The organism is Microbacterium sp. 22179 (genome assembly GCF_052045715.1).
GTDB lineage: Bacteria > Actinomycetota > Actinomycetes > Actinomycetales > Microbacteriaceae > Microbacterium > Microbacterium galbinum.
The window spans coordinates 578,211-605,200 of sequence record NZ_JBQEPJ010000001.1 but is presented as its reverse complement, the minus strand read 5'-3'; the positions used below and the strand labels follow the sequence as shown (position 1 = coordinate 605,200).

Sequence of the window (26,990 nt, the reverse complement as noted above, 5' to 3'; positions counted from 1 at the left end):
ACTCACTCGCCGTCGAGCGAGAGTTCCTGGGGAAGTTCGAACTCCCGGCGCTGCAGCTCCTCGACGTTGACGTCCTTGAAGGTCAGCACACGTACGGCCTTCACGAAGCGATCGGCGCGGTAGATGTCCCACACCCACACATCGCTCATCGAGATCTCGAAGTAGAAGTCGTGCTCCGTGTCGCGCCGCACGACGTTCACATCGTTCGCGAGGTAGAACCGACGCTCTGTCTCGACGACGTACTGGAACTGCGAGACCACGTCTCGGTACTCGCGGAACAGCGCGAGCTCGAGCTCGCGGTCGTAGTCGTCGAAGGCTTCCTCATCCATGGTGGTTCCATCCTAGGGTCGCAAGAGCCCGCGTGCGGCACCGCACCCGGTGCTCAGAACAGGGCGGGAGCATCGGCGATCGCCCACGACGCACGATGCAGCGGGGAGAGCCCGAGCGTGCGGATGGCCTCTCGATGCTCGGTGCTCGCATATCCCTTGTTGCGATCCCACTGGTACTGCGGGTAGTCGGCGTGGAGCTCGGCCATGTGCGCGTCGCGCGCGACCTTCGCGATCACGGATGCGGCCGAGACGGAAGCGCAGTCCCGATCGCCTTTGATCACCGGACGCACGTCGAGCACGGAATGATGCACGGCCGAGAGATAGTCGTGGTTCCCGTCGAGCAGCACGACCGCCCCCGCGCTCGACGTGCCCTGCGCGACGACCGCATCGACGGCACGGGAGGCGGCCAGACCCAGTGCCCGGATGATGCCGACCTCGTCGACCTCCGCGGCACTGGCCCATCCGACAGACGAGGCGCGTACCCACGCCGTCGCCCGCTCCGCGACATCGGGTCGACGTCGCTCGGTGACGAGCTTGGAGTCGCGGAGCCCCTCGGGCACACGACGTCGCGCACCGGCGGCATCCATCACCGCCGCGCCCACCGCGACCGGGCCCGCGAGCGCACCGCGACCGACCTCGTCGAGCGAGATGATCAGGGCGCTGTCTCCGAGGATGCGCCGCTCGAGCGTGAGGGTCGGGGAAACGACCGTCATTCTTCGTCCGGAACGCTGTCGAAGGCTTGGTGGTGTCCGTCGATCGCCCCGATCCGCCCGAACGGCCAGGTCGTCAGGAAGGCCTTCCCCACGACGTTCGACACCGGGACGAAGCCGCCGCTGGGAAGCTCCTGATGCGCTCTCGAGTCCCGCGACCGAGTGCGATTGTCGCCGAGCAGCCACAGCGAGTCCTCGGGCACGACGACGTCGAAAGGCTCGTTCGACGCCGCGGTGTTTCCTTCGGGGAGGTTCAGGTAGTCGAGCTCGTCGATCGGAGCACCGTTGATCGTGATCTGGCCGAGGGCATTGCAGCACACGACGTGATCGCCGGGGAGGCCGATGATGCGCTTGACGAGATGGTCCTGCGAATCGGAGGCGGAGATGCCGATGAACGTCAGCACGCCGTCGATCGCCTGCACGAGCGGAGGGGATGCCGGCGGCTGCGGCTGGTCGCCGAGCCATCCGCCCGGGTCCTGGAACACCACCACGTCCCCGCGCTCGTACCCCGTCCATCGCGGCGTGAGCTCATCGACGAGGATGCGGTCGTTGACCATGAGCGTGCGCTCCATGGATGCCGAGGGGATGTAGAACGAGCGGACGATGAAGGTCTTGACCACGAACGAGACGAGCGCGGCGATCAGGATGATGATCAGCACATCGCGCAGGAAGACCAGCAGTCCACGGCGCCGCCTCGTGCCCGTGGCGGGCGCGGCGGAGGGTTCAGAGGTCATCGGCATCCTTCGTCAGTCGTGCGTGCCATCGAGCGGCAGTATCAAGGTTCGCATACCGGGGACGAAACAAAGCACCCCAGGACATCGTGTCCTGGGGTGCTGTGGAGATGCGCCGACTCAGCGGTCGCGCTTCTCCTTGATCTTCGCCTTCTTGCCACGCAGCTGGCGCAGGTAGTAGAGCTTCGCGCGACGGACGTCACCGCGGGTGACGACCTCGATGTGGTCGATCACCGGCGAGTGCACCGGGAAGGTACGCTCGACGCCGACCTGGAAGCTGATCTTGCGGACCGTGAAGGTCTCGCGCACGCCGTCGCCCGAGCGGCCGATGACGACGCCCTGGAAGACCTGGATACGCGAGCGGCTGCCCTCGGTGATGTTGACGTGCACCTTGACGGTGTCACCGGGGAAGAAGTCCGGAATGTCCGAACGGAGGGAAGCCGCGTCTACGGCGTCGAGGATCTGCATGATCGTCTCTCTCTGCACTCGCCTCAGGTCGCATGCATGGTGGAAGGAACAAGAATGGGTGTGCACCGTACGGGGCCGAAGCATCCGCGGGTTCCCCTGAGGCAGAACCGGTCACGGCACAAACATCTATTCTGCCATGGATGACCGCAGCCGCCAAAACACGCGTCTCAGCCGAGCGGGTCCTTCTCCTGCACGATGATGACCTCGCGCGGGCGAGGCTCCGGTGATGCGTCATCGGATGCCGGGAACGAGGACCAGGCGATCGTCTCGCGGAACCGCGCCCCGCTGCCCTTGGCCTCGCTCCAGAGCTGCCACCCCTGCAACCAGACGAGTGCGAGGCCGACGATCACCGCGGCGGTCAGCAACCACGGGAAGACCCCGGGGATGAAGCATCCGACCGCGATCGTGAGACCGTGCCAGAGCGTGAACCCGGCCACGTCACACCACGACACGGCACGGTCGGCGCGCACCGACGGACGCGAACGAGTGAGGAGGGTGAGGAGCAACTGGCCCAGGAACACCGACGGGATCGCGATGAACAGCACCCAGAGGATGGCCCATCCGCCCTGGAACACTCCCCATCCGACGAGGAGCCACAGGGGCAGGAGGAAGGCCGCCGGCAGGAGCCAGCGGAAGAACGCCCGTCGCAACCACATGCTCCGATGGTATGCCGGTGGGCGGCGGCTCGCACGGCTGTTCGCTGTGAGCGCGGCGACGCCGCGTCCCCCCGGATCGGGGAGAATGGACGAGGACGAGAGGACTCCCCCGAATGATCGAACTGCGCACCCCTGCCGAGATCGACGAGATGCGCGCAGCCGGCCGCTTCGTCGCGGAGACGCTGACCACACTGCGCTCCGATACGAAGGTCGGGACCAACCTCCTCTCCATCGACCGTCGCGCCCATGACCTGATCCGTCAGCGCGGTGCCGAGTCCTGCTACATCGACTACCACCCGTCCTTCGGTGCGAGCCCGTTCGGGAAGGTCATCTGCACATCGGTGAACGACGCAGTGCTGCACGGGCTCCCCCACGACTACACGTTGCGTGACGGCGACCTCGTCTCGCTCGACTTCGCCGTATCCGTCGACGGATGGGTGGCCGACTCCGCCGTGTCGTTCGTGGTCGGCACCCCTCGCGACGAGGACCTCCGGCTGATCGAGACGACGGAGCGCGCACTGGATGCCGCCATCGCCGCGGCCGTCGTCGGCAACCGGATCGGCGACATCTCGGCATCCGTCGCAGCCGTCGCCCATGGCGAGGGGTACTCGATCAACACGGACTTCGGCGGGCATGGAGTGGGTCGCACGATGCACGGAGACCCCCACGTCGCGAACGACGGTCGCGCCGGACGCGGATTCCCGCTCCGCGACGGACTCGTGCTCGCACTCGAGCCCTGGTTCCTCGCGACGACCGACGAGCTGGTGACCGACCCCGACGGCTGGACTCTGCGCAGCGTCGACGGTTCGCGCGGCGCGCACTCGGAGCACACCGTCGCGATCACCGCGGACGGACCCATCGTGCTGACCGACCGATCGTTCCTCGGGGTCGACTGAGCGTGCTCGCGGTCACGCCGTCCGGCGGTACCTGTACACCTCGGTGAGCTGCGGGAGAACCAGCTCCGCCCGCCCACTCGTCTCGGGGGCGTCGTCGAGGACCGTTTCGATCGCCGCGAGCATCTCGGTCTTCGATCGTCGGTCGGCGACGAGGACACTGCTGATCGTGCCCCACCGACGCAGGTAGTCATCACGTGAGATGTTCTCGGACCACGCGATCACCGCACGCGAGTCGAACTCGAAGCCGGGAAGATCCTCGACGGCACTCCCGGTCGTCTGATCGTCGGCGCCCACTGCCGGATGAGCGATGCGGTGAGCAGCACGGTCCCAGGTGCAGGCGGGATCGGAGTGGTTCCAGACCAGCCCGAGGACACCACCGGGCGTCAGAATGCGAGCGATCTCGGCACACGCCGCCTCGCGCTCGAACCAGTGGAACGCCTGCGCCACCGTGACCGCGTCGACGGAGGCGTCGGAGAGGGGGATGCTCTCGGCCGTGCCGAGATGCGCCGTCACATCGACCAGCTTCGCCCGCAGCACGTCGAGCATCGGTTCGGACGGCTCGACTGCCTGGACGGAGGTCGCGCGACCGATCAGAAGCTCGGTGAACTTGCCGGTTCCGGCACCGAGGTCCAGCACCGCCCCGACCCGCTCCGGCAGGATCAGGTCGGCGGCGGCATCCGGGAAACCCGGTCGATAGCGGTCGTAGTCCGCTCCGATGGTCTGGAAGGAATCCGCGAGCGCGCGATCGATCATCCTCGGACGGTATCACCGAGAAGGAGGCGGTCTATCCGTCCCCGTCAGTCGGCGTCGTCGGCGAGCAGGTCCGGTCGACGCGCTCGTGTGCGCTCGAACTGCTGATCACGGCGCCACTGCGCGATGCGGGCGTGGTTCCCGCTGAGGAGCACCTCCGGAACGGCGCGCTCCCGCCAGACCGCCGGCTTCGTGTACGAGGGGTACTCCAGCAGGCCGTCCTCGTGCGATTCCTCGACCAGGCTCTCGGGATTGCCGACGACTCCCGGCACCAGGCGTCCGATGGCCTCGATCATCGCCATCGTCGCCACCTCGCCGCCGTTGAGCACGTAGTCGCCGAGACTGATCAGACGTACCTCGCCGAGCGCCGCGGCGTACTCGAAGACCCGCTCGTCGATGCCCTCGTACCGGCCGCAGCCGAAGACGATGTGCTCGCGCGTCGCGAGATCGCGCGCGGTGGCCTGCGTGAAGACCTCACCGGCCGGCGAAGGGAAGATGATCGTCGGACGTTCGGTGGCCGCGGCGACCTGGTCGAGCGCGAGCCCCCAGGGCTCCGGCTTCATGACCATTCCGGCACCCCCGCCGTACGGGGTGTCGTCGACGGTGCGGTGACGATCCGACGTCCAGTCTCGGAGGTCGTGGACGTTCAGGTCGAGAATGCCCGCATCGCGCGCCTTGCCGAGCAGGGAGAGCGTGAGACCGTCGAAGTACGACGGGAAGATGGAGAGGACGTCGATGCGCACGGGAGGGACCTCTCAGCGGCTACTCGGCCGCCGGGGAATCCTCGGCTGCGAGCGGTTCCTCGGCCGCCGGCGAGTCGTCGTCGGCATCCGGAAGCTCCTCGAAGAGCCCGGGCGGCGGGGTGACGATCACTCGACCGGCAGCGACGTCGACGGTCGGAACGATCGCCGAGACGAACGGCACCATGATCTCCTTCTCACCGGACTTGACGATGAGGAGATCCTGCGCCGGGAAATGCTCGATGCGCTGGACGCGTCCGACCACGGTGCCGTCACGGACGACATCGAGGCCCACGAGCTGGTGGTCGAACCACGCGTCGTCCTCGGTCTCGTCGACGTCCTGGTCGATCCAGAGGATGGCCCGCACGAGGCCTTCGGCGGCGGTGCGGTCGTCGACGTCGTCGAAGAAGGCGACCGGGTTGCCGTTCATCACCCGGTACTCGCGCACGGTGATGGTCTTGCCGTGCCACGGAGATGCCTCGGGCACCTGCAACGTGAACTCGGCTCCCGTGACGAAGCGACGCTCCGGGTTGTCGGTGTACAGCTCGAGCTTGAGCCCGCCCTTGAGGCCATGGGCCTTCACGAGGCGCCCCACCCGGAGCTGGTTTTTGCCCTGTGGGGTGTCCTGCGGCACCACGTCAGTCGTCCGCGACATCGACGCGCACGCGACGGCCGTCGGCCAGGGCGGCGACGAGCGTGCGGAGTGCCTTGGCGGTGCGGCCGCCGCGCCCGATCACGCGTCCACGGTCATCGGGGTGCACGCGCACCTCGAGGAGATCGCCTCGCGGCGACGTGGATGCGGTGATGCGCACATCTTCCGGGTGATCGACGATCCCCTTGACGATGTGTTCGAGCGCGGCGGCGAGCACGACGGATTACTCTGCGTCGGCGGCGGGAGCCTCGGCGGCCTCCGCGTCGGCGTCGGCGGCGGGAGCCTCCTCAGCGGGAGCCTCCACCTTCTTCTCCGCCTTGGGCTTGACGACGGACTTCTTCGAGGAGTCGACCTCGAAGGCGGCCTTCGGCTCGGCGACCTTGAGGGTCGACTTCGCGTCGGCGTCGCCCTTGAACTTGCCCCAGTCGCCCGTGATCTTGAGGATCGCGGCGACCTGCTCGGTCGGCTGCGCGCCGACGGAGAGCCAGTACTGCGCACGCTCGGAGTCGACCTCGATGAACGAGGGCTCCTCGGTGGGGTGGTACTTGCCGATCTCCTCGATCACGCGACCATCGCGCTTGGTGCGCGAGTCGGCGACGACGATGCGGTAGTACGGCGCACGGATCTTGCCCAGGCGCTTGAGACGAATCTTGACAGCCACGATTCTCCTGAATTGTGTGGAAGGAAACGAACTGGTCGCCTGGAGAGTGGGGTGCACATCCGGCGGAAGCTCAAAGAGGAGGACGGAAGCTGGATAGAGGGTCGAGCATGCCGTCCGACCTTCTATTCTGCCAGATGCCGAGCCCGGGCGCGAAACGTGAGGACTCCGGCTTTGCCGTGTCGCGTCGGCCGCGTGCCAGAATGTGCACGTGACGCTCGAGTTCGCCCCCTCAGCCCGCTCCACCGTCGGCCTGGAGTGGGAGATCATGCTCGCCGATCCGGCGTCCGGTGATCTGGCCGGACGAGCGCCCGAACTCCTCGCCGTTCTCGAGGAACAGAGCGCCAGCGAACGCCACACCGTCACCGGTGAACTCCTCACCAACACGATCGAGGTCACGAGCGGCGTCGGCGAGTCCGTCGCCCACGCGGTCGACGACATCGCCCGGGCGATCGCCGCGGTGCGCGGGGCCACCGACCCGATCGGGATCGAGTTGCTGTCGGCCGGCAGCCACCCGTTCGCGCAGTGGTACGACCAGCAGGTCACCGATAAGACGAGGTACCACACGCTGATCGAGCGCACGCAGTGGTGGGGCCGCAACATGATGATCTGGGGCATTCACGTGCACGTCGGCGTCGATGACCATCGCAAGGTGTTCCCTATCATCAACGCGCTCACGGCGTACCTCCCCCACCTGCAGGCACTCGCGGCATCGAGTCCGTTCTGGGCCGGGGAGCGCACCGGATACGCCTCCAATCGCGCGCTGGTGTTCCAGCAGCTGCCGACCGCCGGGCTTCCCTGGCCCCTGCACGATTGGGCGCAGTTCGAGTCGTACATGGAAGACATGGTCCGCACCGGCGTGATGAAGGATGCCTCCGAGGTCCGCTGGGACATCCGCCCCGCGCCCCGCTGGGGAACGATCGAGGTGCGCGCCTGCGACGGTATGTCGACGCTCCCCGAACTCGCCGCGGTCGCCTCGCTCGTGCAGGTCCTCGTCGAGCACTTCTCGCGAGAACTCGACGAGGGACGCCCGCTGTCCGCCCTGCCCTCCTGGTTCCACCGCGAGAACAAATGGCGCGCGGCCCGCTACGGACTCGACGCGCGGGTGATCGTCGACGACTCCGGCGCGCAGCGCGACGTGCGGGATCACCTCGCCGAGACCCTCGACGAACTCGCGCCCGTGGCACGAGCGCTCGGATGCGAACGGGAGTTCGGCAGCGTCGGCACGATCCTGCGCGACGGAGCCAGTTATGCGCGGCAGGTGGCCGTAGCGGACGCCGCCGAGGGCGACCTCGGAGAGGTCGTGCAGCACCTGATCCGCGAGTTCCGCTCCGGCCCGGAGGCCTCGACGCACGAAGCCTGACCGTCAGTCCTCCGCCAGGCGGCGGGCGAGTCCCTCGTCGAGGACCACATCGGTGATCAGATCCGCGGCGATCGCCGCACGGAGGCTGGCGAGCTTGGGGATGCCGGACACGACGCAGACCCGTCGGGGTACGCGTCGCAGGCGATCGAGTGTCGGGCCGGTCGCCCGCGCATTGAGACGGATGTCCTTCCAGGAGCCGTCGGCGCGGAAGAAGACGGTCGCGACGTCTCCGATCGCATGGTCCTCGCGCAGGCTCCGATAGTCGTCGCGCCCGAGGTATCCGCCGACGTACACCCGGCTCGGCACCTCGGCCGCAGGCGATCCGAGGCTGAAGACCGCGATGTCCATTTTCGACTGCAGGTCGAGCACACGCCGTGTGCTCCGCTCCCGCCACATCGCCTCGCGCGTCGCCGGATCGTCGAAGAACGCCGGCACCGGGAACTGCTGCACCTGCGCACCGAACGCGCTGCCGAAGCGCTGGAGGATGTCGCTCGAGTACTCGACACCGCTGGTCTGGGTGTTTCCCGCACCGTTCAACTGCACGAATGTCGTGTTGTGCGTCTCCTTCTGCGTGAGGCCGCGACTGACCGCACTGATGGTCGACCCCCACGCCACGCCGATGATCATGTTCGAGTCGACGAACTGCGACAGCAGTCGCCCCGCGGTCAACGCCACCCGTTCCAGGCGCTCGACCTCGCTGACGATCTCGGGCATGGGAACGACGTGCGCCACGATGCGATGGCGATCGCGGATCCGCTGCTCGAGCATCCCGAGCCGCTCGAGAGGCGAATTGATGCGGATGTCGACCAGACCGCTCTCCCGGGCATAGCTCAGAAGACGAGATACCGATGAGCGGGAGGTGCCGAGCTCGCGCGCGATGACCTCCATCGTCTTGTCCTGCATGTAGTAGAGCTGGGCCGCGGTGAGCGCGGCGACCAGCTTCCCGTCACGCGGATGTGCACTGTGATCAGCCAAGACCGCCTCCTTGCCCTCGATCCTTGCACATATGTGCACTGGGCTTGCGCGCAGCGGACGAGAGGTCGATGCTGGGGGGCAAGCAAGGAAGCGAGCTCGAGAATGATCGAATCGACACACTCATCGGCCGAGCGCGACGACGTACGCGCGCTCCGCGAATCCGGACGCACGACGGTGCTGCTCATCGGTGGCGGCATCAACGGAATATCGACATTCCGTGACCTCGCCCTCCAGGGCGTCGACGTCGTCCTCGTCGAACGCGGCGATTTCGCCTCCGGGGCATCGTCGGCGTCCAGCCACATGATCCACGGCGGCATCCGCTATCTCGAGAACGGCGAGTTCCGTCTCGTTCGCGAGTCCGTCGAAGAGCGCAACGGCCTCCTGCGCATCGCTCCGCACTACGTGAAGCCGCTGCAGACGACGATCCCGATCTACTCGACGTTCTCGGGCATCCTCTCGGCGCCCCTGCGCTTTCTCACGCACAAGAGCGGCAAGCCGCAGGAGCGCGGTGCGTTCCTCATCAAGATCGGTCTGACGATCTACGACACGTTCTCCCGTGACGGCGGTAGCGTTCCGCGCCACCGCTTCCTCGGCCGCAAGCGTTCGCTGGCCGAACTGCCCGCGCTCGACCCGAACATCAAATACACCGCCACGTACTACGACGCGTCCATGCACGACCCGGAGCGCTTGGCCCTCGACGTCCTGCAGGACGGCCGTTCCGCGCACCCGGGCGCGCACGCGCTCAACTACGTCGAGGCGATCGCCCGCGACGGCGAGAACATCGTCCTCCGTGACCGCGAGAGCGGCACGGAGTTCCCGGTGAAGGCCGACGTGGTCGTCAACACCTCCGGCCCCTGGACCGACCTGACGAACGACGCCCTCGGCACTGACACGCGATTCATGGGCGGCACCAAGGGGTCGCACATCGTGCTCGACCACCCGGAGCTGCTCGCCGCCACGCGTGGACGCGAGATCTTCTTCGAGCACTCCGACGGTCGTATCGTGCTGATCTACCCGCTCAAGGGCAAGGTGCTCGTCGGAACGACGGACATCGACGCGGATCCCCGCGAGGTCGCCGTCTGCACCGAGGAGGAGGTCGACTACTTCTTCGACCTGATCCACCACGTCTTCCCGCAGATCGCGGTCGACCGTGAGCAGATCGTGTACCGGTTCTCCGGCATCCGTCCGCTCCCCCGTCACGAGGACACCGCACCCGGTTTCGTCTCGCGCGACTACCGCATCGAGGTCGACGAGAAGGGCGCCGTCCCGCTCGTGAGCCTGGTCGGCGGCAAGTGGACGACCTTCCGTGCGCTCGGCGAGTCGCTCTCCGACGTCGTGCTCGGCCTGCTGAACCGCACCCGCACGGTTTCGACCGCCGGCCGAGCCATCGGCGGCGGCCGCGACTTCCCGCGCACCGAGAAGGCGAAGCGCATCTGGATTCAGGAGAACCTCGCGGGCGCCGGAGACCGCGCCGAGAAGCTCCTCGCCCGCTACGGCACCCGCGCCGCCCAGGTCTGGGAGTACGTCGAGCAGGGAGCGGACGCCCCGCTCGCCGGCGGCGACCTCTCCACCCGGGAGCTCGAGTGGATGGTGCAGAACGAGCTCGTCGCGCGCCTGCAGGACGTCATCCTGCGTCGCACGAGCATCGCGTTCACCGGTCATGCCGATGCCGAGGTCCTCGATGAGATCGCCGACGCGCTCGCTCCCCTACTGGACTGGGACCGTTCGAGGCACGATGCTGAACTCGAACAGACCCGCCAGCTGCTGAACGAGCGGCACGGCCTCGACATCTCGTCCCGCACCCGCGGCTGACGAGACGGAACCGCCGCCTCCCCGCGGCGTAACCCAAGAAGTGTCACGGCAGGGATGACGTGACACGTAAGAAAGGTCAAAGAAGACATGCCTGATGTCAATCTCGGTCTCTATTTCCTGTCGGAGTTCGTCGGCACGGCGATGCTGGTCCTTCTCGGATGCGGTGTCGTCGCCAACGTCGCCCTCGCGAAGAACAAGGGCTTCGGCGGCGGCTTCCTGATGGTCAACTGGGGATGGGGCCTCGCGGTGTTCGCGGGTGTCATCGTCTCGGCGTACTCGGGTGCGATCCTCAACCCGGCCGTGGGTATCGGCCTGGCGATCGCCGGCAAGATCACCTTCACGATGTTCCTCGTCGCGACCGCCGCAGAACTGCTCGGTGCGATCCTCGGTGCGATCGTCGTCTGGCTCGCCTACAAGCAGCACTTCGATGAGGAGCCGGAGGCCGCCAACAAGCTCGGCGTCTTCTCGACCGGCCCCGCGATCCGCTCCTACGGCTGGAACCTCGTCACGGAGATCATCGGTACGTTCGTCCTCGTGTTCGTGATCTTCGGATTCGCCGACTACGGCGACATCGAGGTCGGCGTGCCGGGAGGCCTCGGACCGCTCACCGCGCTGCCCGTCGCGCTGCTCGTGGTCGCCATCGGCGCCTCGCTCGGTGGACCGACCGGCTACGCGATCAACCCGGCCCGTGACCTCGGCCCCCGCATCGCCCACGCGATCCTCCCGATCAAGGGCAAGGGCTCGAGCGACTGGAGCTACTCGTGGGTGCCGGTCGTCGGACCGCTCATCGGTGGTGCGATCGCGGCCTTCGCCGCCCCCGCCCTGCTCGGCCTCGCAGCCTGACGCCACCCGAATCCCACTTCAAAGGAGAACACACCATGGCTGACTACATCCTCGCCATCGATCAGGGAACCACCTCCAGCCGCGCGATCATCTTCGACAAGAAGGGCAGCATCATCGCGACGGGCCAGAAGGAGCACGAGCAGATCCTGCCGAAGGCCGGCTGGGTGGAGCACGACGCCTCCGAGATCTGGCGCAACGTGCAGGAGGTCATCGGCCTCGCACTGAGCCGCGCCGACCTCACCCGCCACGACATCGCGGCGGTGGGCATCACCAACCAGCGCGAGACGGCCGTCGTCTGGGACAAGACGACCGGCAAGCCCGCCTACAACGCGATCGTCTGGCAGGACACCCGCACGCAGGACATCGTCGACCGCCTCGCGGCCGACGGCGGAGTCGAGCGCTTCAAGCCGATCGTCGGACTCCCGCTGGCGACGTACTTCTCGGGGACGAAGATCGCGTGGATCCTCGAGAACGTCGAGGGTGCGCGCGCGAAGGCGGAAGCCGGGGACCTCATCTTCGGCACCACCGACAGCTGGGTGCTGTGGAACCTCACCGGCGGCGTCGACGGCGGCGTGCACGTGACCGATGTCACGAACGCCTCGCGCACGATGTTCATGGACCTCGAGACGCTCGAGTGGCGCGACGACATCCTCGAGGCGTTCGGCGTGCCGCGCTCGATGATGCCGGAGATCCGCTCCTCCTCCGAGGTCTACGGTGCGGCGGAGGACTCCTCGCTGCTGCGCGAGACGCCGATCGCCGGCATCCTCGGCGACCAGCAGGCCGCGACGTTCGGACAGGCCGCCTTCCAGACCGGTGAGAGCAAGAACACCTACGGAACCGGCTGCTTCCTCATCTTCAACACCGGCGAGGAGGTCGTCCACTCGAAGAACGGTCTGCTCACCACCGTCGGCTACAAGCTCGGCGACGCTCCGACACACTACGCGCTCGAGGGTTCGATCGCCGTCACCGGATCGCTAATCCAGTGGCTGCGCGACCAGCTCGGCATCATCTCCTCGGCCCCCGAGGTCGAGGAACTGGCCGACAAGGTCGAGGACAACGGCGGCGTGTACATCGTCCCGGCGTTCTCGGGCCTGTTCGCACCGTACTGGCGACCGGATGCGCGTGGCGCGATCGTGGGCCTCACCCGCTACGCGAACAAGAACCACATCGCGCGCGCCGCACTGGAGGCCGTGGCCTTCCAGACCCGCGACGTGCTCGACGCGGTCAACGCGGACGCGGGCGTCGACCTCACGGAGCTCAAGGTCGACGGCGGCATGGTCGCCAATGACGCTCTGATGCAGTTCCAGGCCGATGTCCTGGGCGTGCCGGTCGTGCGACCGGTCGTCGCGGAGACGACCGCCCTCGGCGCCGCCTACGCCGCCGGCCTCGCCGTCGGGTTCTGGAGCGGCCTGGATGAGCTCTCCGCAAACTGGCAGGAAGACCGTCGCTGGGAGCCCTCCATGGAGAGTGACGAGCGCGACCGCCAGCTGCGCCTGTGGCGCAAGGCCGTCACCAAGTCGATGGACTGGGTCGACGAGGACGTCAAGTAACGACCGATCACCGCGAGGGGCGGGTCCGGAGGGAACTCCGGGCCCGCCCCGTCGCCGTTGTCAGACGGATGCCTCCCCATCAAGCACCGTCAGCAACGCACGAGCGACACGCCGAGGCGAGTCGAGATCCCAGGCGACGTACTCCGCTCGCCTCGGGCCGTCGGCGACCGTGACCGTGCTCACCCCGGCCATACCCGCGGGAACCGCCCCCGGAGTGAGGAGCGCGACCGCGAGTCCCTCGGCGACCAGGCCGAGCATGACTCCGGCCGTGTCGACTTCGAATGCGACGTCGCGATCGACGCCCGCCGCCCGGAAGGCGACGTCGCTCTGGGCTCGCCCCGACGTCCCGGCCGGGAAGTCCACGAAGACGTCCTCGGCGAGATCGCCGAGTCTCAGTCGGGTGCGCGCCGCGAGTCGGTGGGCACGCGGGAGCACCGCGACGTGATGATCGATGGCGATCTCCCGGTATCCGACACCGCGGGGCTCGGCGCCCGGTTGCAGCCCGAGAAGCGCGACATCGAGATCGCCGCGCCGGATCTTCGCGACGAGGTCATCGCTGTTGCCCATCTCCAGTTCGACTCGTACGGCGGGGTGTGCGGCTCGGAACGACGCGAGGAGGCGCGGAACGCGGACGGCGACGACCGTCGGGATGATTCCGATCCGAACGGTGCCGTCCAGCTGATCGGGCTCGGCGGCCACCGCATCGATGGCCTGCTGCGCAGAAGCGAGCGCGCTGCGTGCCGGTGGGAGGAAGGCCTCCCCCGCTTCGGTCATTCGGACACCGCGGCTCGACCGGATGAACAGTCGCTGACCCAGCTCCCGCTCGAGGGCGGCGATCTGGTGGCTCAGCGCGGACTGCGTGACGAAGCAACGCTCGGCGGCTCGGGTGAAGCTCCGCGTCGCGGCCACCTCGACGACGTAGCGTATCTGTTGAAGCTCCATCTGCACATGATCTCACGTCATGAACAGCATGCTCAGAATGCGTTGGATTCATGTTGGCTGCGTGTCCATGCTGAGAACATGAACCGTCTGCGCATCCTGCTCCTCACCGCCCTCGCACCGATGGCCTGGGGAACGACCTACCTCGTCACGACGGAGATGCTGCCGCCGGGGCATCCGCTCTTCGCCGGACTCCTGCGCTCCCTCCCCGCCGGGGTCCTCGCGATCCTGCTCTCGCGCAGGCTCCCCCGCGGCGCCTGGTGGGGAAAGGCCGTGGTGCTCGGCGCGCTCAACATCGGGGCGTTCTTCCCCCTGCTCTTCCTCGCCGCCGAGCGTCTTCCGGGAGGGGTGGCCGCCGCGGTCGCCGGCGCTCAACCGCTGATCGTGCTCGCGCTGGGTGCGCTCGTGCTGCACGAACGCATCCGTCCATTCTCCGCGGCTGCGGCACTGGGAGGCACGATGGGCGTCGCACTCATCGTCCTCGGGCCGTCGGCGGGGCTCGACGCGTGGGGAGTCCTCGCGGCGCTCGGCGGCGTGACGGCGACCGGCGCCGGAATGGTCCTGACGAAGCGCTGGGGACGGCCGAAGGGGGTCGGTCCCATCACTTACGCGGGGTGGCAGCTCGGCGCCGGAGGTCTCGTTCTCCTGCCCCTCACGCTCCTGATCGAGGGAACGCCCCCCGCGATCGACGCGACGGCCGCACTCGGCTACACGTGGCTCGCGACGGTGGGCGGCATCTTCGCCTACACCCTGTGGTTCGGCGGCATCCAGAAACTGCCGGTGATCGCGCCCGGACTGCTCGCGTTGCTCTCCCCGGTGGTGGCGACGCTCCTCGGCGTCGTCGTCGCCGGCGAGTCGTTCACCGGCATGCAGGGAGTCGGGATCGCCGTCGTCCTCGCCGCATTGGTCGGCGGGCAGTTCGCGGCGATGCCCGGGCGGGCCGTCAGCTCTTGCCGAACAGCTTCTGGATCTCGGCGAGATCGGCCTCGGTCGGCGCCTTCGCGCCGCCGCCCAGACCGAATCCCGAACCGGTCGGCTGCGCGGTAGCGACGGCTCCGGAGTTCTCGGCCGCACGCTTGGCCGGGTTGCCCGAGCGCGATCCGCTCGACGACTTGCCCTTCTTCCCGCGCTTGGACGATGCGCCGGGGCGTCCCATTCCAGGGACCGGGCCCATGCCGGGGATGTTCGGGGTACCGCCGCGGGCGACGGTCTTCATCATCTTCGCGGCCTGTTCGAAGCGGGCGACGAGCTGGTTCACGTCGGTGACCGTCATGCCCGAACCCCGGGCGATGCGCAGGCGGCGCGAGCCGTTGAGAACCTTCGGATTGCGGCGCTCACCCGGCGTCATCGACCGGATGATCGCTTCGGTGCGATCGATCTCGCGCTCGTCGAAGTCGTCGAGCTGCTGCTTCATCTGGCCCATGCCGGGGAGCATCCCCAGCATCTTCTTCATCGAGCCCATCTTCTTCATCTGCTGAAGCTGCTCGAGGAAGTCTTCGAGGGTGAACTGCTCGGTCGCGAGCTTCTCGGCGACCTTCATCGCCTCTTCCTCGTCGAACGCCTGCTGCGCCTGCTCGATCAGAGTGAGGATGTCACCGAGGTCGAGGATGCGGCTCGCCATGCGATCCGGGTAGAAGGGCTCGAGATCTTCGAGACGCTCACCCGTGGAGGCGAAGATGATCGGGCGACCGGTGATCGACGCGACCGAGAGCGCGGCTCCACCGCGCGCGTCGCCGTCGAGCTTCGAGAGCACGACACCGGTGAAATCGACGCCCTCCTGGAACGCCTTCGCCGTGTTGACGGCATCCTGACCGATCATCGCGTCGATCACGAACAGGACCTCATCGGGCTGGACCGCCGCGCGGATGTCGGCCGCCTGCTTCATGAGCTCGGCGTCGACGCCGAGTCGTCCGGCGGTGTCGATGATCACGACGTCGTGCTGCTGGCGGCGCGCGTGCTCGACACCGTCCCGCGAGACCTTGACCGGGTCGCCGACGCCGTTGCCGGGCTCGGGGGCGTAGATGGTGGCGCCGGCCTGCTCGGCGACGACCTGCAGCTGGTTCACGGCGTTCGGGCGCTGGAGGTCCGCGGCGACGAGCAGAGGCGTGTGCCCCTCGCCCTCGAGCTGCTTGGCGAGCTTTCCGGCGAACGTCGTCTTTCCCGAGCCCTGGAGGCCGGCGAGCATGATGACGGTCGGAGCGGTCTTCGCGAACTGCAGACGACGCTGCTCTCCGCCGAGGATCTGCACCAGCTCCTCGTTGACGATCTGAACGACCTGCTGGGCGGGGTTCAGCGCCTTGTTGACCTCGTCTCCGAGCGCACGCTCGCGGACCTTCGCCGTGAAGTCCTTGACCACCGTGAGTGCGACGTCCGCGTCGAGGAGTGCGCGGCGGATCTCGCGCACGGTGCCGTCGACATCGCTCGCGGTGAGTTTTCCCTTCGTGCGCAGATTGCGGAAGGTCTCGGTGAGCCGATCGGAGAGCGTGCCAAACGTAGCCATGGTGCTCCGATTCTACGCGAGTCGACCGACGCGGATCGTCGGCTCGACCCGGCTTGTCGAATCAGCGGGACCAGCGGAGGTCGCCGATGAGGTCGAGCGCATCGCGGAGCACGTTCTCGGGTGCCGCACGACCCGCTCCCTGCTCCGCCCAGACCCGCAGCGACGAGAGCACCGCGGCGGCGTGAGCCGCACCGAGGATGTCGGCGCGGATCTCATCGATCCCCGAGGTACGGGCGGCCTGTGCGATCGCCGCAGCCAGCCGCGCCTGGCGCACACCCGCGTCGCGCGGAAGCTCGTCCTCGAGGCCCATCGCCGCGACGTTCCGCAGTGCGAGGGCCAGGGGGTCGGGGGCGAACTCCCGCACCGCTGCGAGCAGGATCAAGCGCACGTCCGCGTCGCTCGCGTCACGATCGAGGACGTCGAGAGCATCGGACGCCTCAGCGATGCGAGCGTCGAGCCCCGACCAGAGCACGTCGCTCTTCGACGCGAAGTAGTTGAAGAAGCTCGACCGGCTCACCCCTGCCCGCTGAGTGATCTCGGCGATGGAGGTCGACTCGTACCCCTGCTCGAGGAAGAGTTCGCAGGCGGCCTCGGCGAGCGTCTCGCGGGACGACGCCTTCGGGCGTCCGGCACGACCGGTGGTCTTCATGCCTTCACGGTACCGCGCCGCGCCGATAGGTCGCGGCGCGCATCGAGAGGCGTATTGTTGGACGCGTTACAACAATGCGCTTCGACGGGAGATCGGATGCTGGACATCGTGACGGCCGGACTCGCTCCGGACCTCGTCCCTTACGCCGAGGGTTGGGATCTTCAACGACGGATCCACAGGGACGTGGTCGACGGCACGCGCCCCGACACGCTCATCCTGCTCGAGCACGAGGCCGTGTACACCGCCGGCAAGCGCACCGAGCCGCACGAACGCCCCGCGGACGGGACGCCCGTGATCGATGTCGACCGCGGCGGGAAGATCACCTGGCACGGACCGGGTCAGCTCGTCGGATACCCCATCGTCCGACTCGAGGAGCCACTCGACGTCGTCGCCCACGTGCGCCGTCTGGAGCGTCTACTGATCGACGTCCTCGGACCGCTGGGCGTGGACGGCTACCAGGTCGAGGGCAGGAGCGGCGTCTGGGTGCGCCGCCCGCTGTCCGAGGACAAGGTCGCCGCGATCGGCGTGCGGGTGCAGCAGGGTGTGACGATGCATGGGTTCGCGCTCAACTGCGACAACTCCCTCGCCGGTTTCCGCGACATCATCCCGTGCGGCATCACCGACGCCGGCGTCACCACCATCAGCGAGATCGTCGGGGCGGACGTCTCCCCCGCCGACGTCCTCTCCTCCGTGATCCGCACCTTCGCCACCGAGTACTCAGGAGTCACCGTATGACCGCCGTCCCCGAGGGGCGCAAGCTCCTCCGCCTCGAAGTACGAAACGCCGAGACGCCGATCGAACGCAAGCCCGAATGGATCCGCACCAAGGCGAAGATGGGCCCGGAGTACACGGCCCTGCAGTCGCTCGTGAAGAGCGAGGACCTGCACACCGTGTGCCAGGAAGCCGGGTGCCCCAACATTTTCGAGTGCTGGGAGGACCGCGAGGCCACCTTCCTCATCGGGGGCTCGCAATGCACGCGCCGGTGCGACTTCTGCCAGATCGACACCGGCAAGCCCGCCGACTACGACACCGACGAGCCGCGTCGGGTCGCCGAGAGCGTGGTGCGGATGAACCTTCGCTACGCGACGGTGACCAGCGTCGCGCGTGACGATCTGCCGGACACGGGAGCCTGGCTCAACGCGGAGACCGTCCGCAAGATCCACGAGCTCAATCCGAACACCGGCGTCGAGCTGCTGGCCAACGAGCACAACGCCGATCCGGCGTTCCTGGGGCAGATCTTCGATGCGCGCCCCGAGGTCTTCGCGCACAACGTCGAGACCGTGCCGCGCATCTTCAAGCGCATCCGCCCGGCGTTCCGCTACGAGCGCTCGCTCGACGTGATCACACAGGCGCGAGACGCCGGCCTCATCACCAAGTCGAACCTCATCCTGGGCATGGGTGAGGAACCGGAGGAGGTCGTCCAGGCGCTCCAGGATCTGCACGACGCCGGGTGCGACATCATCACCATCACGCAGTACCTGCGCCCGTCGCCGCGTCACCTCCCGGTGGCGCGCTGGGTGAAGCCGGCGGAGTTCGTCGAGTTCAAGGACGAGGCCGAGCGCATCGGGTTCCTCGGTGTCCTGGCCGGGCCCCTTGTGCGTTCGTCGTACCGTGCGGGCCGCCTGTGGGCGCAGTCGATGGTGTCGAAGGGACGGGAGATCCCCGCGCACCTCGCCCACATCGCCGACAGCGCCGATCTGGGATTCGCCCAGGCGGTCTGAGCACAGACCGTCGCGTCAGTCGGCGCTCATCACCGACTGCACGCTGCCGTCGGAACCGAGGTTCACCAGGAGCACGTCGTCCGTGGTGGCGGCGTCGAGCGCGTACTCCAGCACCGCGAACGGCTCGGACCCGCCGTGCTCGTCGGCGAGGATCGTCATGCTCATGAGCCGGAGAGAACGGATGATGTCGACGGCGGCGTCGCCCGAGATGTCGACGAGGACATCGGGGAGGTCGTCACCGTAGGCCTCCTGCTGCTGCAGGATGTACTCAGTCACCTCGCTCGTGCGATCGTCGACCTCCGACAGCATCCCGCGACGTGCCGTGTCGTCGACGTTCTCGAGCCCGGCGATCAGCGAGGCGGCAATATCGAGCGCCTCGGACGACACATCGTCCTGATCGGGCGCGGTCAGGTCGACGGTGACGCTCTGGTCGCCGAGTTCGACCGTCTCCGACCAGAAGATCGATCCGTCCGGCCCTGAGGACAGGAGCCCGAAGTAGTCGTGTTCGATCGCCATACCGCTATGAAACCAGCCTCATGCTCGCGACGGTAGTCCCGTCGTCATCCGACAAGTGATTGCACGAACACGTGCGGGGTGAATCCGGTCAGGTCATCGATGCCCTCACCCTGACCGAGGAGCTTGACGGGGATGCCGGTGCGCTCCTGAACCGCCAGAACGAAACCGCCCTTGGCGGACCCGTCGAGCTTCGTGAGGACGAGTCCCGTGACCCCCGCGTGCTGCAGGAAGGACTCCGCCTGCATCACCCCGTTCTGCCCGGTCGTGGCGTCGAGTACCAGCAGCACCTCGCTGATCGGCGCCTGCTTCTCGACCACACGCCGGATCTTGCCGAGCTCGTCCATCAGGCCGCCCTTGGTGTGCAGCCGGCCCGCGGTGTCGATGATCGCGATCTCGATCCCCTCGCGCTGCGCGTACTCGACGGTCTGGAATGCCACCGATGCGGGGTCCTGGCCCTCCTGCTGAGGCCGCACGATCGCGGCGCCGCCGCGCTGGGCCCAGGTGGCGAGCTGGTCGACGGCCGCCGCGCGAAAGGTGTCGGCGGCGCCCACGACGACACTTCGCTGGAATCCGCGCAGGAACTTCGTGAACTTCCCGATCGTGGTCGTCTTCCCGACGCCGTTCACGCCCACGACGAGCACCACGGCGGGGCGCTCGGTGAGCTTGAGCGTGGTGTCGAACTTCGCGAAGTGCTCCTCGAGCGTCTCGCGCAGCATCCGCTGGAGGTCCTTCGGGTCGGTCGTACGGAACCGTTCGACCTTCGCCCGGAGCTCCTCGACGATGCGCTCGCTGATGTCGGGACCGAAGTCCGCCGTGATCAGCGCCGTCTCGAGGTCGTCCCAGGTCGTCTCATCGATCGTGGGCTTGACGAACATGCCGCGCAGTGCGCGACCGAGGGACCAGGACTTCTCCGCCATCCCCCCAGCCTACGGGGCGGGAGGCCTCGCGGAGTCCGCCGCTGTTCCCCGGCGATTCGCTCGGAGGCCTCAGCTCGCCGCGGCCGCGCGATCGCCCACGCGCTGCCCGACCACCGCGGAGACGCCGTCCTGACGCATCGACACGCCGTACAGCGCGTCGGCGATCTCCATCGTGCGCTTCTGGTGCGTGATCACGAGCAGCTGCGAGGTCTCGCGCAGCTGCTCGAAGACGGTGAGAAGTCGGCCGAGGTTCGCATCGTCGAGCGCGGCCTCGACCTCGTCGAGGATGTAGAACGGGCTCGGACGCGCCTTGAATATCGCCACGAGCAGAGCGACGGCTGCGAGTGAGCGCTCTCCGCCCGAGAGCAGGGAGAGCCGTTCGATCTTCTTCCCGACCGGGCGCACGGCGACCTCGATCCCGGTCGTGAGCATGTTGTCGGGGTCGGTGAGCGAGATGCTGCCCGTACCGCCGGGGAACAGCAGCGGGAAGACCTCGCCGAACGCCTCCTGGGTATCCGCGAACGCGCTCGCGAAGATGGTCTGCATCCGCTCGTCGAGGTCGGCGATGATCGTCATCAGGTCTTGACGGGTCTGCGTGAGATCCGCGAGCTGTTCGGTGAGGAACGCGTGACGCTGTTCCAGCGCGGCGAACTCCTCGAGCGCGAGCGGATTCACCCGGCCGAGTTGTGCGAGCTTGCGTTCGGCGTCGGCCAGGCGTCGCTGCTGGATGCGGCGGTCGAACGGGATGGTCAGGTCGACGTCGATCTCGTGGTCATCCGAGACCTCGGCGACGTCGCGCGGAACGGGCTGATCGGGGCCGTACTCGGCGACGAGGATGTCTTCGTCGAGCGCGAGCTCGGAGGCGACGCGTTCGAGCAGCCCGGTCAGGTGGAGCTTCTTCTCGTGGATCTGCAGTTCGAGGCCGTGCACGCTCTCGGTGAGCCCGGCCAGGCGTTCCCGCAATGAGGACTCCTGCGCCCGCAGTGCGGTGAGCTCCTGGTTCTGGGCCGCCCGAGCCGTCTCGGCCTCGGCCAGCGCCACGCGCGCCTCGGTGACCGAACGGTCGAGCGAGTCGAGGACGCGGGGGAGCTCCTCGGCGACACCGGCGGCCGCCTCGCGCTGCGCACGGCGGATCACGGCACGGCGGGCAGCTTCGGCGGCGGCATCCCGCTCCTGCTCGCGCTGGCGCTCCAGGGCGGTCACCCGCGACTGCGCCGCACGCACGCGTTCGCGGAGCGTCTCGATCTCGAGCCGCGCCCGCACCTCGCCCTCGCGCGCGGATTCCAACGCCTCCAGCAGACCGTCACGCGCCGAGGCATCGAGCACGGGACGGGGAGCGGAGACGGCATCGTCGAGCGCGGTCTTCGCGGACTCCGCCTTCGCCTCGGCATCCGCCACAGCCGACTGCGCCTGTGCGAGACCGGTCTCGAGACGCTCGCACTCGGCGACCGCGGCTTCGTGACGCACCGTGATGCGGTTCACCTGTTCGGCGTGCGTGGCCAGGGCCGCGTCCAGCTCGCGCAGTGCGCGCAGGGCGTCCTTCGACTGGCGCCGCGTCGTCTCGACGGCCTCGTTCGCGTCTTCCCGTGCCTCGCGGAGCGAATCCACGATCACCTGCACCTCGGCGAGCCGCTCTGTGGCGGCGTCGCGCTCGGCCGCGAGCTCGAGGCGCGAGCGTTCGCCTCCCGACCCGGTGCGCAGACTGTGGGCGGTGACGACGTCTCCGCCGACGGTGACGATCGTGGTCGACTCGTCGTCGAGTGCATCCAGAGCGGTGCGCGCAGCGCGAGCAGCATCGAGATCGTCGGCGATGAGAACGTGGGCGAGGATACCGAGCACTCCCGCGGGCGCATCGACGGCCGAAACCGCCGGGGTCACTCCGGGCAACTGCGGGAGTTCAACCGAACGACGCGCGGTCTCGGCCGCGACGAAGTCGACCACTCCCCTCCGCTGGTCGGCCGCTTCGGCAGCCAGCATGAACGCATCGGCGGCTGTATCGACGAGCACACCCTCGGCGAGTGGACCGAGCACGGCGGCCACCGCGGCTTCGAAGCCCGATCGGACCTGCACCGCGTCGCCGACGAGACCCCGGATCCCCGGGCCACCCGCCTTCACGATCTCGGCGGAACCACCCGACAACGCCAGCGCGCTCCCGAGCGCCGCCGCCTTGGCCGTCAACGAGTCCACCTCGCGCTCGGCGGCGTGCAGCCGTTCGCGCAGAGTCTCGCGCTCAGCCTCCGCCGCGGTCGCCGCGCGCTGCGCATTCTCGTACGCCGCAGAGTAATCGGCCGCAGAACCTTCGGGCGCCTCGGCATCGTCGATCGCCTCGAGCGCCTCCGACGCCTCTCGCCGCCGCTCGTTCGCGGCCTCGAGCGCGTTCTCCTGGCGGAGCACCGCGCCGCGCACGGCGGCAAGTGCGGAGGCGGCCGCGTCGGCGGTGCCGCGCAGCTCCGAGAGACGCATGTCGTACTCCGACACCAGAGCGCTCTGCTCCGCGATGTCGACGTCGAGCGTGTCGAGCTCGGCGCGGGCGTTCAGGACCTCCCGGCTGGCCGCGACGGCCGCGTCCTGGGCGTCACCGAGACCGGCCGAGATCTCGGTGATCTCATCCCTGGCCTCGTCGATCGTCGCCTGCGTCACGGTGACCGCGGTGACCGCGGCATCGTCATCCTCGGTGCCGAGGAGGGCGAGGCGCTGATTGGCGAGCGTGTAGAGACCGCGCATGCGCTCCTGCACCTGCTCCAGCCCGAACGCGACGCTGCGCGCCTGATCGACGGCGACGGAGTTCTGATCCTGTTCGAGCCGGTGGATGCTCGCCCGCACGGTCTCGGCCTGGTCCGAGAGCACGAGGCGCTCGGTGTGCCGTTCGTTCTCCGTGCGCGTGTGGTCGGCCAGCGCCGTGCGCAGGGCCACGACGTCGTCGGCGAAGATTCGTGCCTTCGCATCGCGCACGACGGCAGCGATCGACTGCGCCTCTCGGGCGATCTCGGCCTGACGACCGAGCGGCTTGAGCTGGCGACGGATCTCCCCCGCGAGATCGCTCAGACGCGTCAGGTTCGTCTCCATCGCGTCGAGCTTGCGGACCGTCTTCTCCTTGCGTCGACGGTGCTTGAGGATGCCGGCTGCTTCTTCGATGAAGCCGCGCCGATCTTCGGGCGACGCCTGCAGAACGGTATCGAGACGCCCTTGCCCGACGATCACGTGCATCTCACGACCGAGGCCGGAATCGCTGAGCAGCTCCTGCAGATCGAGGAGCCGGCAGCTGTCGCCGTTGATGGCGTACTCGCTCGATCCGTTGCGGAAGAGCGTTCGGCTGATCGTCACCTCGGCGTACTCGATCGGAAGCGCACCGTCGCTGTTGTCGATCGTCAGCTGAACCTCGGCACGACCCAGCGGCCCGCGCGTCGACGTGCCCGCGAAGATGACGTCCTCCATCTTGCCGCCGCGGAGGGTCTTCGCGCCCTGCTCCCCCATCACCCAGGCGAGAGCGTCGACGACGTTGGACTTACCGGAGCCGTTCGGTCCCACGATGCACGTCACACCGGGTTCGAAGACGAAGCTCGTCGGTTGCGCGAACGACTTGAAGCCCTTGAGGGTCAGGCTCTTCAGATGCATCGGGGCACCGATCGTTCGGGGAGAATCACGCCCATACGTTACCGGAAACGCGGGATTCGGCCGGGAGACCGCGCGGGAAGCACCGGAGACCGACACGCGCGACACGCCGTGAAACTGGGAGAATGCTTGACTCGGCGCCCGAACGTTCGCTAGCTTGGGCCACCGACACCTCAAGAAGGGAGGTTACCGATGATGAACATTCAGCTCTCCGCACAGACCAACGGTCTGGTCGCGCACGCTTCCACTGCGCCGCGCCTTGCGTACTCGGTAACCGACCTCGGCGTCGACGGCAACGCTGTCTCCTAGAACAGCGCCCGCCCTCGACTGATCCCCTCGGGGATCCGTCCGCGTCGATCGCCCTGTGCGCCACCGCCGCTGATCGTCATCGATCCGCGGCTCACGCCTCTCGGCATCCGCTCTCCGCGCCCTCTGCGCATCCGTCCGTCCGGCCGTCCGGCCGTCGACGCCGCGTCTTCCGCGTTTCTGCACACCCCTTTCGAAGGAAACCACCGTGAACATCACGCTGTCCCGCAACATCACCCACCCACCGGATACTCAGGACCGCACGGTCCTGCACATCCCCGAACCCGAAGAACTGCGCGCCCTGTCGCTCGGCGATCGCCTGTCACTGCGGATCGGCCTCTGGCTGCTCCGTCGGACGCAACGCCCCCGCCGACCGAAGCGCGAGTTCGCTCCGGCTGCACCGCTGTTCCTCCACGAACAGCACCGCAGCCCCCAGGAGAGCGCGGCGATCCTCGCCTACCACCTCCAGCGTCAGATGCACTGAGAGGGAGAATCGGATGAGTATCCCCCTCAGCGCAGGCGCGACCCTGCATCCGCTCGTGGTTCCGGCCCGGGCGGATGCAGCGGACGCGGGCGAGTTCCGTGAGCTCGCCCGCGTCCGCAACCTCGTCTACCGCGAACTCACCGGACGCGACGAGCAGGATCTCTCGCCGGCCGAACTCCTCCCCCGACTGCGATCGCGCGAGGAGCAGACGACGCTCGTATGGACGGTCCGACTCGCCGACGAGATGATCGGTCGCGTCGTCGTCGATCTCCCCCACGAGGCGGGGTCGCGTGTGGCGATCGCGACCATCGAGTTGCGCCCCCTCGCCTGGGGGCGTGGCATCGGGCGGGCGATCCTCCCTCACGTCGAGGAGGCTGCGCGAGCGCACGGCCGCAGTGTCATCCAGAACTGGACGGAGCAGCCCACCGCTGATGGGGCGCGCATCGAATCGCCCACCGGGCACGGCAGCGTCCCGAACGATCATGTCGCCCGCTTCCTCACCCGCAGCGGCTTCTCGCTCGAGCAGGTGTACCGGATCAGCCTGTTGGATGTCGACGACGTCGCCCGCGCGCGGAGCGCCGAACTCCTCGCCGAGGCGGAGGCCGCATCGAGCCGCTACCGGGTCGTGCGCTGGACGCTGCCGACACCGGCCGAACACATCGACGGGTACGCCTGGTTGAAGTCGCGCATGTCGACGGACGCACCGTCCGCCGACCTCGACGCCGACGAGGAGGCCTGGGATGCGGCACGCGTGCGCCGCATGGAGCAACGGCAGGCCGAGGCGGGTCACACTCTCCAGGTCACGGCCGCCCAGCACATCGTCACGGGAGAACTCGCCGCGTTCACCGAACTCGGCACCGGCACGAGCGGATCGACGACGACGATCCAGCACGACACCCTGGTGCTGCGCGAGCACCGCGGACACCGACTCGGGCTGCGCGTGAAATGCGCAGCCCTGCAGAGCTGGACTGCGATCGCGCCGACCTCCCCGCGGGTCATCACCTACAACGCCGAAGAGAATCGGCCGATGCTCGCCATCAACGAAGCGATCGGCTTCACCGCGCGCGCCTACGAGGGCGCTTGGAAGAAAGAACTGACATGACCACCCCGACGACGATCGTCCCCCTCGCCGTTCCCCTGACGCTCGACGACCCCGACGCCGCGGGGTTCCTCGCCTATGGCGAGCTCGGCCACCGGGTATGCGACGAGATGGTCGGCCTGCCCGATCTCGCACCGACCGCCGCGCAGATGCTGCCCGCGTGGCACGACACGACCGACACACTGCACACGGGCTTCCTCGCCCGACGGGGCGACCGCATCGTCGGCGCCGTCACCGTCGACTACGCCCAGGAGGCCGGGGCGCGGGCGGCCGAGCTCGACCTGCTCGTGCCGGAGGAGCACTGGAGCGAAGGCGTCGAGGAGGCTCTGCTCGATCGCGCTGAGGACGAGGCGCGCGCACGAGGACGCGACATCCTCCAGATCTGGAGCCTGCACCGCCCGATCGAGGCTGATCGGATGCTGGTCCCGAAGACCGGATGGGGACGAGTGCCCGCGATCGCGCTGACCGACCTGCTGGAGGCGCGCGGCTACCGACTCGAGCAGGTCGAACGCAACAGCGAACTCGATCTCACCGCCGACCCGGCGCCGCTGCGCGACGCTCTGGAGCAGGCGATGAGCCGAGCCGGTTCCGACTACCGCCGCCTCGAGTGGAATCTGCCGACTCCGCCGGAGCTGCGCGACGGCTACGCCGATGTGCTGGCCCGGTTGGTGACCGATGCACCGAGCGGCGACATGGAGTTCGACGCCGAGGAGTGGGATGCCGCACGCGTCGTGCGTCGTGACGCCCGCCTCACGAGCGCCGGCCAGACGGTCTCCGTCGCCGCGGTGCGACATGTGCCGACCGGCGCGATCGTCGCGTACAACGAGCTGCTCATCGGCGAGGACCGCGCGGGCGTGACGCATCAGTTCGGCACGCTCGTCGCTCGGGAGCACCGGGGGCATCGGCTCGGCACCATCGTCAAGTGCGCCAACCTGCTGCGGTGGCGCGAACTCGCGCCCGACTCGACGCGGGTCTCGACCTTCAATGCCGAGGAGAACCGGCCGATGCTCGACATCAACGAGGCGATCGGTTTCGTACCGGTCTCGTATGCCGGGGCGTGGCAGAAGAAGCTCTGAGTGCGGTCGGCGGGTCAGCGGCGCCGCTGGCAGCGTCG

At 68.2% G+C, this 26,990-nt stretch carries 28 protein-coding genes; 11 read left to right on the top strand and 17 right to left on the bottom strand.

Annotated features, from left to right (window positions below; translation table 11 throughout):
* Positions 1-2: 2 nt before the first annotated feature.
* The 5 genes from ACTJKK_RS02905 to ACTJKK_RS02885 all read right to left on the bottom strand — a co-directional run bounded on the left by ACTJKK_RS02905 (position 3) and on the right by ACTJKK_RS02885 (position 2,894).
* Positions 3-329 carry a DUF2469 family protein gene (locus ACTJKK_RS02905; protein WP_247622592.1) on the bottom strand — a complete coding sequence of 109 codons (327 nt, stop codon included), beginning with the start codon at positions 327-329 and terminating at the stop codon, positions 3-5.
* Positions 330-382: 53 nt separating this feature from the next.
* A complete protein-coding gene (locus ACTJKK_RS02900; RefSeq protein ID WP_440746936.1) occupies positions 383-1,042 on the bottom strand; it encodes a ribonuclease HII in 660 nt (219 codons plus the stop codon).
* Positions 1,039-1,773 (bottom strand): signal peptidase I, encoded by a 735-nt coding sequence (gene lepB / locus ACTJKK_RS02895; RefSeq protein ID WP_247622594.1) that lies wholly within the window; start codon positions 1,771-1,773, stop codon positions 1,039-1,041. The genes ACTJKK_RS02900 and lepB overlap by 4 nt, the downstream gene beginning before the upstream one ends.
* A 117-nt stretch (positions 1,774-1,890) precedes the next feature.
* Positions 1,891-2,238, bottom strand: a complete 348-nt coding sequence (gene rplS, locus ACTJKK_RS02890) for a 50S ribosomal protein L19 (RefSeq protein WP_247622595.1) — start codon at positions 2,236-2,238, stop codon at positions 1,891-1,893.
* A gap of 167 nt (positions 2,239-2,405) precedes the next feature.
* Positions 2,406-2,894 (bottom strand): MFS transporter permease, encoded by a 489-nt coding sequence (locus tag ACTJKK_RS02885; protein WP_440746935.1) that lies wholly within the window; start codon positions 2,892-2,894, stop codon positions 2,406-2,408.
* 113 nt (positions 2,895-3,007) lie between these two features.
* On the opposite strand from ACTJKK_RS02885, the gene map reads away from it, so the two are divergent.
* Positions 3,008-3,790, top strand: coding sequence for a type I methionyl aminopeptidase (gene map / locus ACTJKK_RS02880; RefSeq protein WP_440746934.1), 783 nt, complete (start codon positions 3,008-3,010; stop codon positions 3,788-3,790).
* Between the two features lie 12 nt (positions 3,791-3,802).
* Here map and ACTJKK_RS02875 read toward each other — a convergent pair whose 3' ends face one another.
* Genes ACTJKK_RS02875 through rpsP form a run of 5 tightly spaced genes read right to left on the bottom strand, consistent with a single transcriptional unit; the run spans position 3,803 to position 6,593 of the window.
* Positions 3,803-4,543 carry a class I SAM-dependent methyltransferase gene (locus ACTJKK_RS02875; RefSeq protein ID WP_440746933.1) on the bottom strand — a complete coding sequence of 247 codons (741 nt, stop codon included), beginning with the start codon at positions 4,541-4,543 and terminating at the stop codon, positions 3,803-3,805.
* Between the two features lie 44 nt (positions 4,544-4,587).
* Positions 4,588-5,283 (bottom strand): tRNA (guanosine(37)-N1)-methyltransferase TrmD, encoded by a 696-nt coding sequence (trmD, locus tag ACTJKK_RS02870; protein WP_440746932.1) that lies wholly within the window; start codon positions 5,281-5,283, stop codon positions 4,588-4,590.
* Positions 5,284-5,302: 19 nt separating this feature from the next.
* Entirely contained in the window at positions 5,303-5,935 is a 633-nt protein-coding gene (gene rimM, locus ACTJKK_RS02865) for a ribosome maturation factor RimM (protein ID WP_440746931.1), read from the bottom strand.
* On the bottom strand, positions 5,919-6,149 hold the full coding sequence (locus ACTJKK_RS02860) for an RNA-binding protein (RefSeq protein ID WP_247622601.1): 231 nt from the start codon (positions 6,147-6,149) through the stop codon (positions 5,919-5,921). The genes rimM and ACTJKK_RS02860 overlap by 17 nt, the downstream gene beginning before the upstream one ends.
* 6 nt (positions 6,150-6,155) lie before the next feature.
* A complete protein-coding gene (gene rpsP, locus ACTJKK_RS02855) occupies positions 6,156-6,593 on the bottom strand; it encodes a 30S ribosomal protein S16 (RefSeq protein ID WP_247622602.1) in 438 nt (145 codons plus the stop codon).
* Between the two features lie 208 nt (positions 6,594-6,801).
* Between rpsP and ACTJKK_RS02850 the strand changes: the two genes are divergently transcribed.
* On the top strand, positions 6,802-7,953 hold the full coding sequence (locus tag ACTJKK_RS02850) for a glutamate--cysteine ligase (RefSeq protein ID WP_440746930.1): 1,152 nt from the start codon (positions 6,802-6,804) through the stop codon (positions 7,951-7,953).
* Positions 7,954-7,956: 3 nt separating this feature from the next.
* Here the strand turns inward: ACTJKK_RS02850 and ACTJKK_RS02845 are convergent, their stop codons facing one another.
* Complete coding sequence (locus ACTJKK_RS02845) at positions 7,957-8,856, bottom strand: sugar-binding transcriptional regulator (RefSeq protein ID WP_247624697.1); 900 nt, start codon at positions 8,854-8,856, stop codon at positions 7,957-7,959.
* Positions 8,857-9,030: 174 nt separating this feature from the next.
* Between ACTJKK_RS02845 and ACTJKK_RS02840 the strand changes: the two genes are divergently transcribed.
* From ACTJKK_RS02840 to glpK, 3 genes are all read left to right on the top strand, one after another.
* A complete protein-coding gene (locus ACTJKK_RS02840) occupies positions 9,031-10,740 on the top strand; it encodes a glycerol-3-phosphate dehydrogenase/oxidase (RefSeq protein WP_440746929.1) in 1,710 nt (569 codons plus the stop codon).
* Positions 10,741-10,827: 87 nt separating this feature from the next.
* On the top strand, positions 10,828-11,583 hold the full coding sequence (locus ACTJKK_RS02835) for an MIP/aquaporin family protein (protein ID WP_247622605.1): 756 nt from the start codon (positions 10,828-10,830) through the stop codon (positions 11,581-11,583).
* 35 nt (positions 11,584-11,618) lie between these two features.
* Positions 11,619-13,133, top strand: a complete 1,515-nt coding sequence (gene glpK, locus ACTJKK_RS02830) for a glycerol kinase GlpK (protein ID WP_247956081.1) — start codon at positions 11,619-11,621, stop codon at positions 13,131-13,133.
* A gap of 60 nt (positions 13,134-13,193) precedes the next feature.
* On the opposite strand, the gene ACTJKK_RS02825 is transcribed toward glpK, so the two are convergent.
* Positions 13,194-14,075 carry a LysR substrate-binding domain-containing protein gene (locus tag ACTJKK_RS02825; protein ID WP_440746928.1) on the bottom strand — a complete coding sequence of 294 codons (882 nt, stop codon included), beginning with the start codon at positions 14,073-14,075 and terminating at the stop codon, positions 13,194-13,196.
* A gap of 78 nt (positions 14,076-14,153) precedes the next feature.
* Between ACTJKK_RS02825 and ACTJKK_RS02820 the strand changes: the two genes are divergently transcribed.
* Positions 14,154-15,119 carry an EamA family transporter gene (locus ACTJKK_RS02820; protein WP_440746927.1) on the top strand — a complete coding sequence of 322 codons (966 nt, stop codon included), beginning with the start codon at positions 14,154-14,156 and terminating at the stop codon, positions 15,117-15,119.
* Here ACTJKK_RS02820 and ffh read toward each other — a convergent pair.
* Both ffh and ACTJKK_RS02810 read right to left on the bottom strand, forming a co-directional pair.
* Positions 15,016-16,572: a signal recognition particle protein gene (gene ffh, locus ACTJKK_RS02815; protein WP_247622609.1), complete on the bottom strand. Its 1,557-nt coding sequence runs from the start codon at positions 16,570-16,572 to the stop codon at positions 15,016-15,018. The genes ACTJKK_RS02820 and ffh overlap by 104 nt on opposite strands.
* 61 nt (positions 16,573-16,633) lie before the next feature.
* Entirely contained in the window at positions 16,634-17,221 is a 588-nt protein-coding gene (locus ACTJKK_RS02810; RefSeq protein ID WP_247632313.1) for a TetR/AcrR family transcriptional regulator, read from the bottom strand.
* A 96-nt stretch (positions 17,222-17,317) separates the two neighbouring features.
* On the opposite strand from ACTJKK_RS02810, the gene lipB reads away from it, so the two are divergent.
* Both lipB and lipA read left to right on the top strand, forming a co-directional pair.
* Complete coding sequence (gene lipB, locus ACTJKK_RS02805) at positions 17,318-17,956, top strand: lipoyl(octanoyl) transferase LipB (protein WP_440746926.1); 639 nt, start codon at positions 17,318-17,320, stop codon at positions 17,954-17,956.
* Entirely contained in the window at positions 17,953-18,942 is a 990-nt protein-coding gene (gene lipA, locus ACTJKK_RS02800; RefSeq protein ID WP_247622612.1) for a lipoyl synthase, read from the top strand. The genes lipB and lipA overlap by 4 nt, the downstream gene beginning before the upstream one ends.
* Positions 18,943-18,957: 15 nt before the next feature.
* Here the strand turns inward: lipA and ACTJKK_RS02795 are convergent, their stop codons facing one another.
* The 3 genes from ACTJKK_RS02795 to smc form a co-directional block, all read right to left on the bottom strand.
* Positions 18,958-19,458, bottom strand: a complete 501-nt coding sequence (locus ACTJKK_RS02795; RefSeq protein WP_247622613.1) for a DUF2004 domain-containing protein — start codon at positions 19,456-19,458, stop codon at positions 18,958-18,960.
* Between the two features lie 44 nt (positions 19,459-19,502).
* Positions 19,503-20,375 (bottom strand): signal recognition particle-docking protein FtsY, encoded by an 873-nt coding sequence (ftsY, locus tag ACTJKK_RS02790; RefSeq protein WP_247622614.1) that lies wholly within the window; start codon positions 20,373-20,375, stop codon positions 19,503-19,505.
* 69 nt (positions 20,376-20,444) lie between these two features.
* Positions 20,445-23,990, bottom strand: coding sequence for a chromosome segregation protein SMC (gene smc, locus ACTJKK_RS02785; protein ID WP_440746925.1), 3,546 nt, complete (start codon positions 23,988-23,990; stop codon positions 20,445-20,447).
* A 511-nt stretch (positions 23,991-24,501) separates the two neighbouring features.
* Here smc and ACTJKK_RS02780 point away from each other — a divergent pair.
* From ACTJKK_RS02780 to ACTJKK_RS02770, 3 genes are read left to right on the top strand one after another with little or no spacing between them, the layout of a single operon-like run.
* Positions 24,502-24,777 (top strand): hypothetical protein, encoded by a 276-nt coding sequence (locus tag ACTJKK_RS02780; RefSeq protein ID WP_247632318.1) that lies wholly within the window; start codon positions 24,502-24,504, stop codon positions 24,775-24,777.
* Between the two features lie 13 nt (positions 24,778-24,790).
* Positions 24,791-25,879, top strand: a complete 1,089-nt coding sequence (locus tag ACTJKK_RS02775) for a GNAT family N-acetyltransferase (RefSeq protein ID WP_440746924.1) — start codon at positions 24,791-24,793, stop codon at positions 25,877-25,879.
* Positions 25,876-26,952, top strand: a complete 1,077-nt coding sequence (locus ACTJKK_RS02770) for a GNAT family N-acetyltransferase (protein ID WP_440746923.1) — start codon at positions 25,876-25,878, stop codon at positions 26,950-26,952. The genes ACTJKK_RS02775 and ACTJKK_RS02770 overlap by 4 nt, the downstream gene beginning before the upstream one ends.
* Positions 26,953-26,990: the final 38 nt, after the last annotated feature.

What these genes read in the sequence shown, in the direction of transcription:
- ACTJKK_RS02905 (WP_247622592.1), bottom strand. Translation starts at nt 329, where the DNA reads ATGGATGAGGAAGCCTTCGACGACTACGACCGCGAGCTCGAGCTCGCG.
- ACTJKK_RS02900 (WP_440746936.1), bottom strand. Translation starts at nt 1,042, where the DNA reads ATGACGGTCGTTTCCCCGACCCTCACGCTCGAGCGGCGCATCCTCGGA.
- lepB (WP_247622594.1), bottom strand. Translation starts at nt 1,773, where the DNA reads ATGACCTCTGAACCCTCCGCCGCGCCCGCCACGGGCACGAGGCGGCGC.
- rplS (WP_247622595.1), bottom strand. Translation starts at nt 2,238, where the DNA reads ATGCAGATCCTCGACGCCGTAGACGCGGCTTCCCTCCGTTCGGACATT.
- ACTJKK_RS02885 (WP_440746935.1), bottom strand. Translation starts at nt 2,894, where the DNA reads ATGTGGTTGCGACGGGCGTTCTTCCGCTGGCTCCTGCCGGCGGCCTTC.
- map (WP_440746934.1), top strand. Translation starts at nt 3,008, where the DNA reads ATGATCGAACTGCGCACCCCTGCCGAGATCGACGAGATGCGCGCAGCC.
- ACTJKK_RS02875 (WP_440746933.1), bottom strand. Translation starts at nt 4,543, where the DNA reads ATGATCGATCGCGCGCTCGCGGATTCCTTCCAGACCATCGGAGCGGAC.
- rimM (WP_440746931.1), bottom strand. Translation starts at nt 5,935, where the DNA reads ATGTCGCGGACGACTGACGTGGTGCCGCAGGACACCCCACAGGGCAAA.
- ACTJKK_RS02845 (WP_247624697.1), bottom strand. Translation starts at nt 8,856, where the DNA reads ATGCAGGACAAGACGATGGAGGTCATCGCGCGCGAGCTCGGCACCTCC.
- ACTJKK_RS02840 (WP_440746929.1), top strand. Translation starts at nt 9,031, where the DNA reads ATGATCGAATCGACACACTCATCGGCCGAGCGCGACGACGTACGCGCG.
- ACTJKK_RS02835 (WP_247622605.1), top strand. Translation starts at nt 10,828, where the DNA reads ATGCCTGATGTCAATCTCGGTCTCTATTTCCTGTCGGAGTTCGTCGGC.
- glpK (WP_247956081.1), top strand. Translation starts at nt 11,619, where the DNA reads ATGGCTGACTACATCCTCGCCATCGATCAGGGAACCACCTCCAGCCGC.
- ACTJKK_RS02825 (WP_440746928.1), bottom strand. Translation starts at nt 14,075, where the DNA reads ATGGAGCTTCAACAGATACGCTACGTCGTCGAGGTGGCCGCGACGCGG.
- ACTJKK_RS02820 (WP_440746927.1), top strand. Translation starts at nt 14,154, where the DNA reads ATGAACCGTCTGCGCATCCTGCTCCTCACCGCCCTCGCACCGATGGCC.
- ffh (WP_247622609.1), bottom strand. Translation starts at nt 16,572, where the DNA reads ATGGCTACGTTTGGCACGCTCTCCGATCGGCTCACCGAGACCTTCCGC.
- ACTJKK_RS02810 (WP_247632313.1), bottom strand. Translation starts at nt 17,221, where the DNA reads ATGAAGACCACCGGTCGTGCCGGACGCCCGAAGGCGTCGTCCCGCGAG.
- lipB (WP_440746926.1), top strand. Translation starts at nt 17,318, where the DNA reads ATGCTGGACATCGTGACGGCCGGACTCGCTCCGGACCTCGTCCCTTAC.
- lipA (WP_247622612.1), top strand. Translation starts at nt 17,953, where the DNA reads ATGACCGCCGTCCCCGAGGGGCGCAAGCTCCTCCGCCTCGAAGTACGA.
- ACTJKK_RS02795 (WP_247622613.1), bottom strand. Translation starts at nt 19,458, where the DNA reads ATGGCGATCGAACACGACTACTTCGGGCTCCTGTCCTCAGGGCCGGAC.
- ftsY (WP_247622614.1), bottom strand. Translation starts at nt 20,375, where the DNA reads ATGGCGGAGAAGTCCTGGTCCCTCGGTCGCGCACTGCGCGGCATGTTC.
- smc (WP_440746925.1), bottom strand. Translation starts at nt 23,990, where the DNA reads ATGCATCTGAAGAGCCTGACCCTCAAGGGCTTCAAGTCGTTCGCGCAA.
- ACTJKK_RS02775 (WP_440746924.1), top strand. Translation starts at nt 24,791, where the DNA reads ATGAGTATCCCCCTCAGCGCAGGCGCGACCCTGCATCCGCTCGTGGTT.
- ACTJKK_RS02770 (WP_440746923.1), top strand. Translation starts at nt 25,876, where the DNA reads ATGACCACCCCGACGACGATCGTCCCCCTCGCCGTTCCCCTGACGCTC.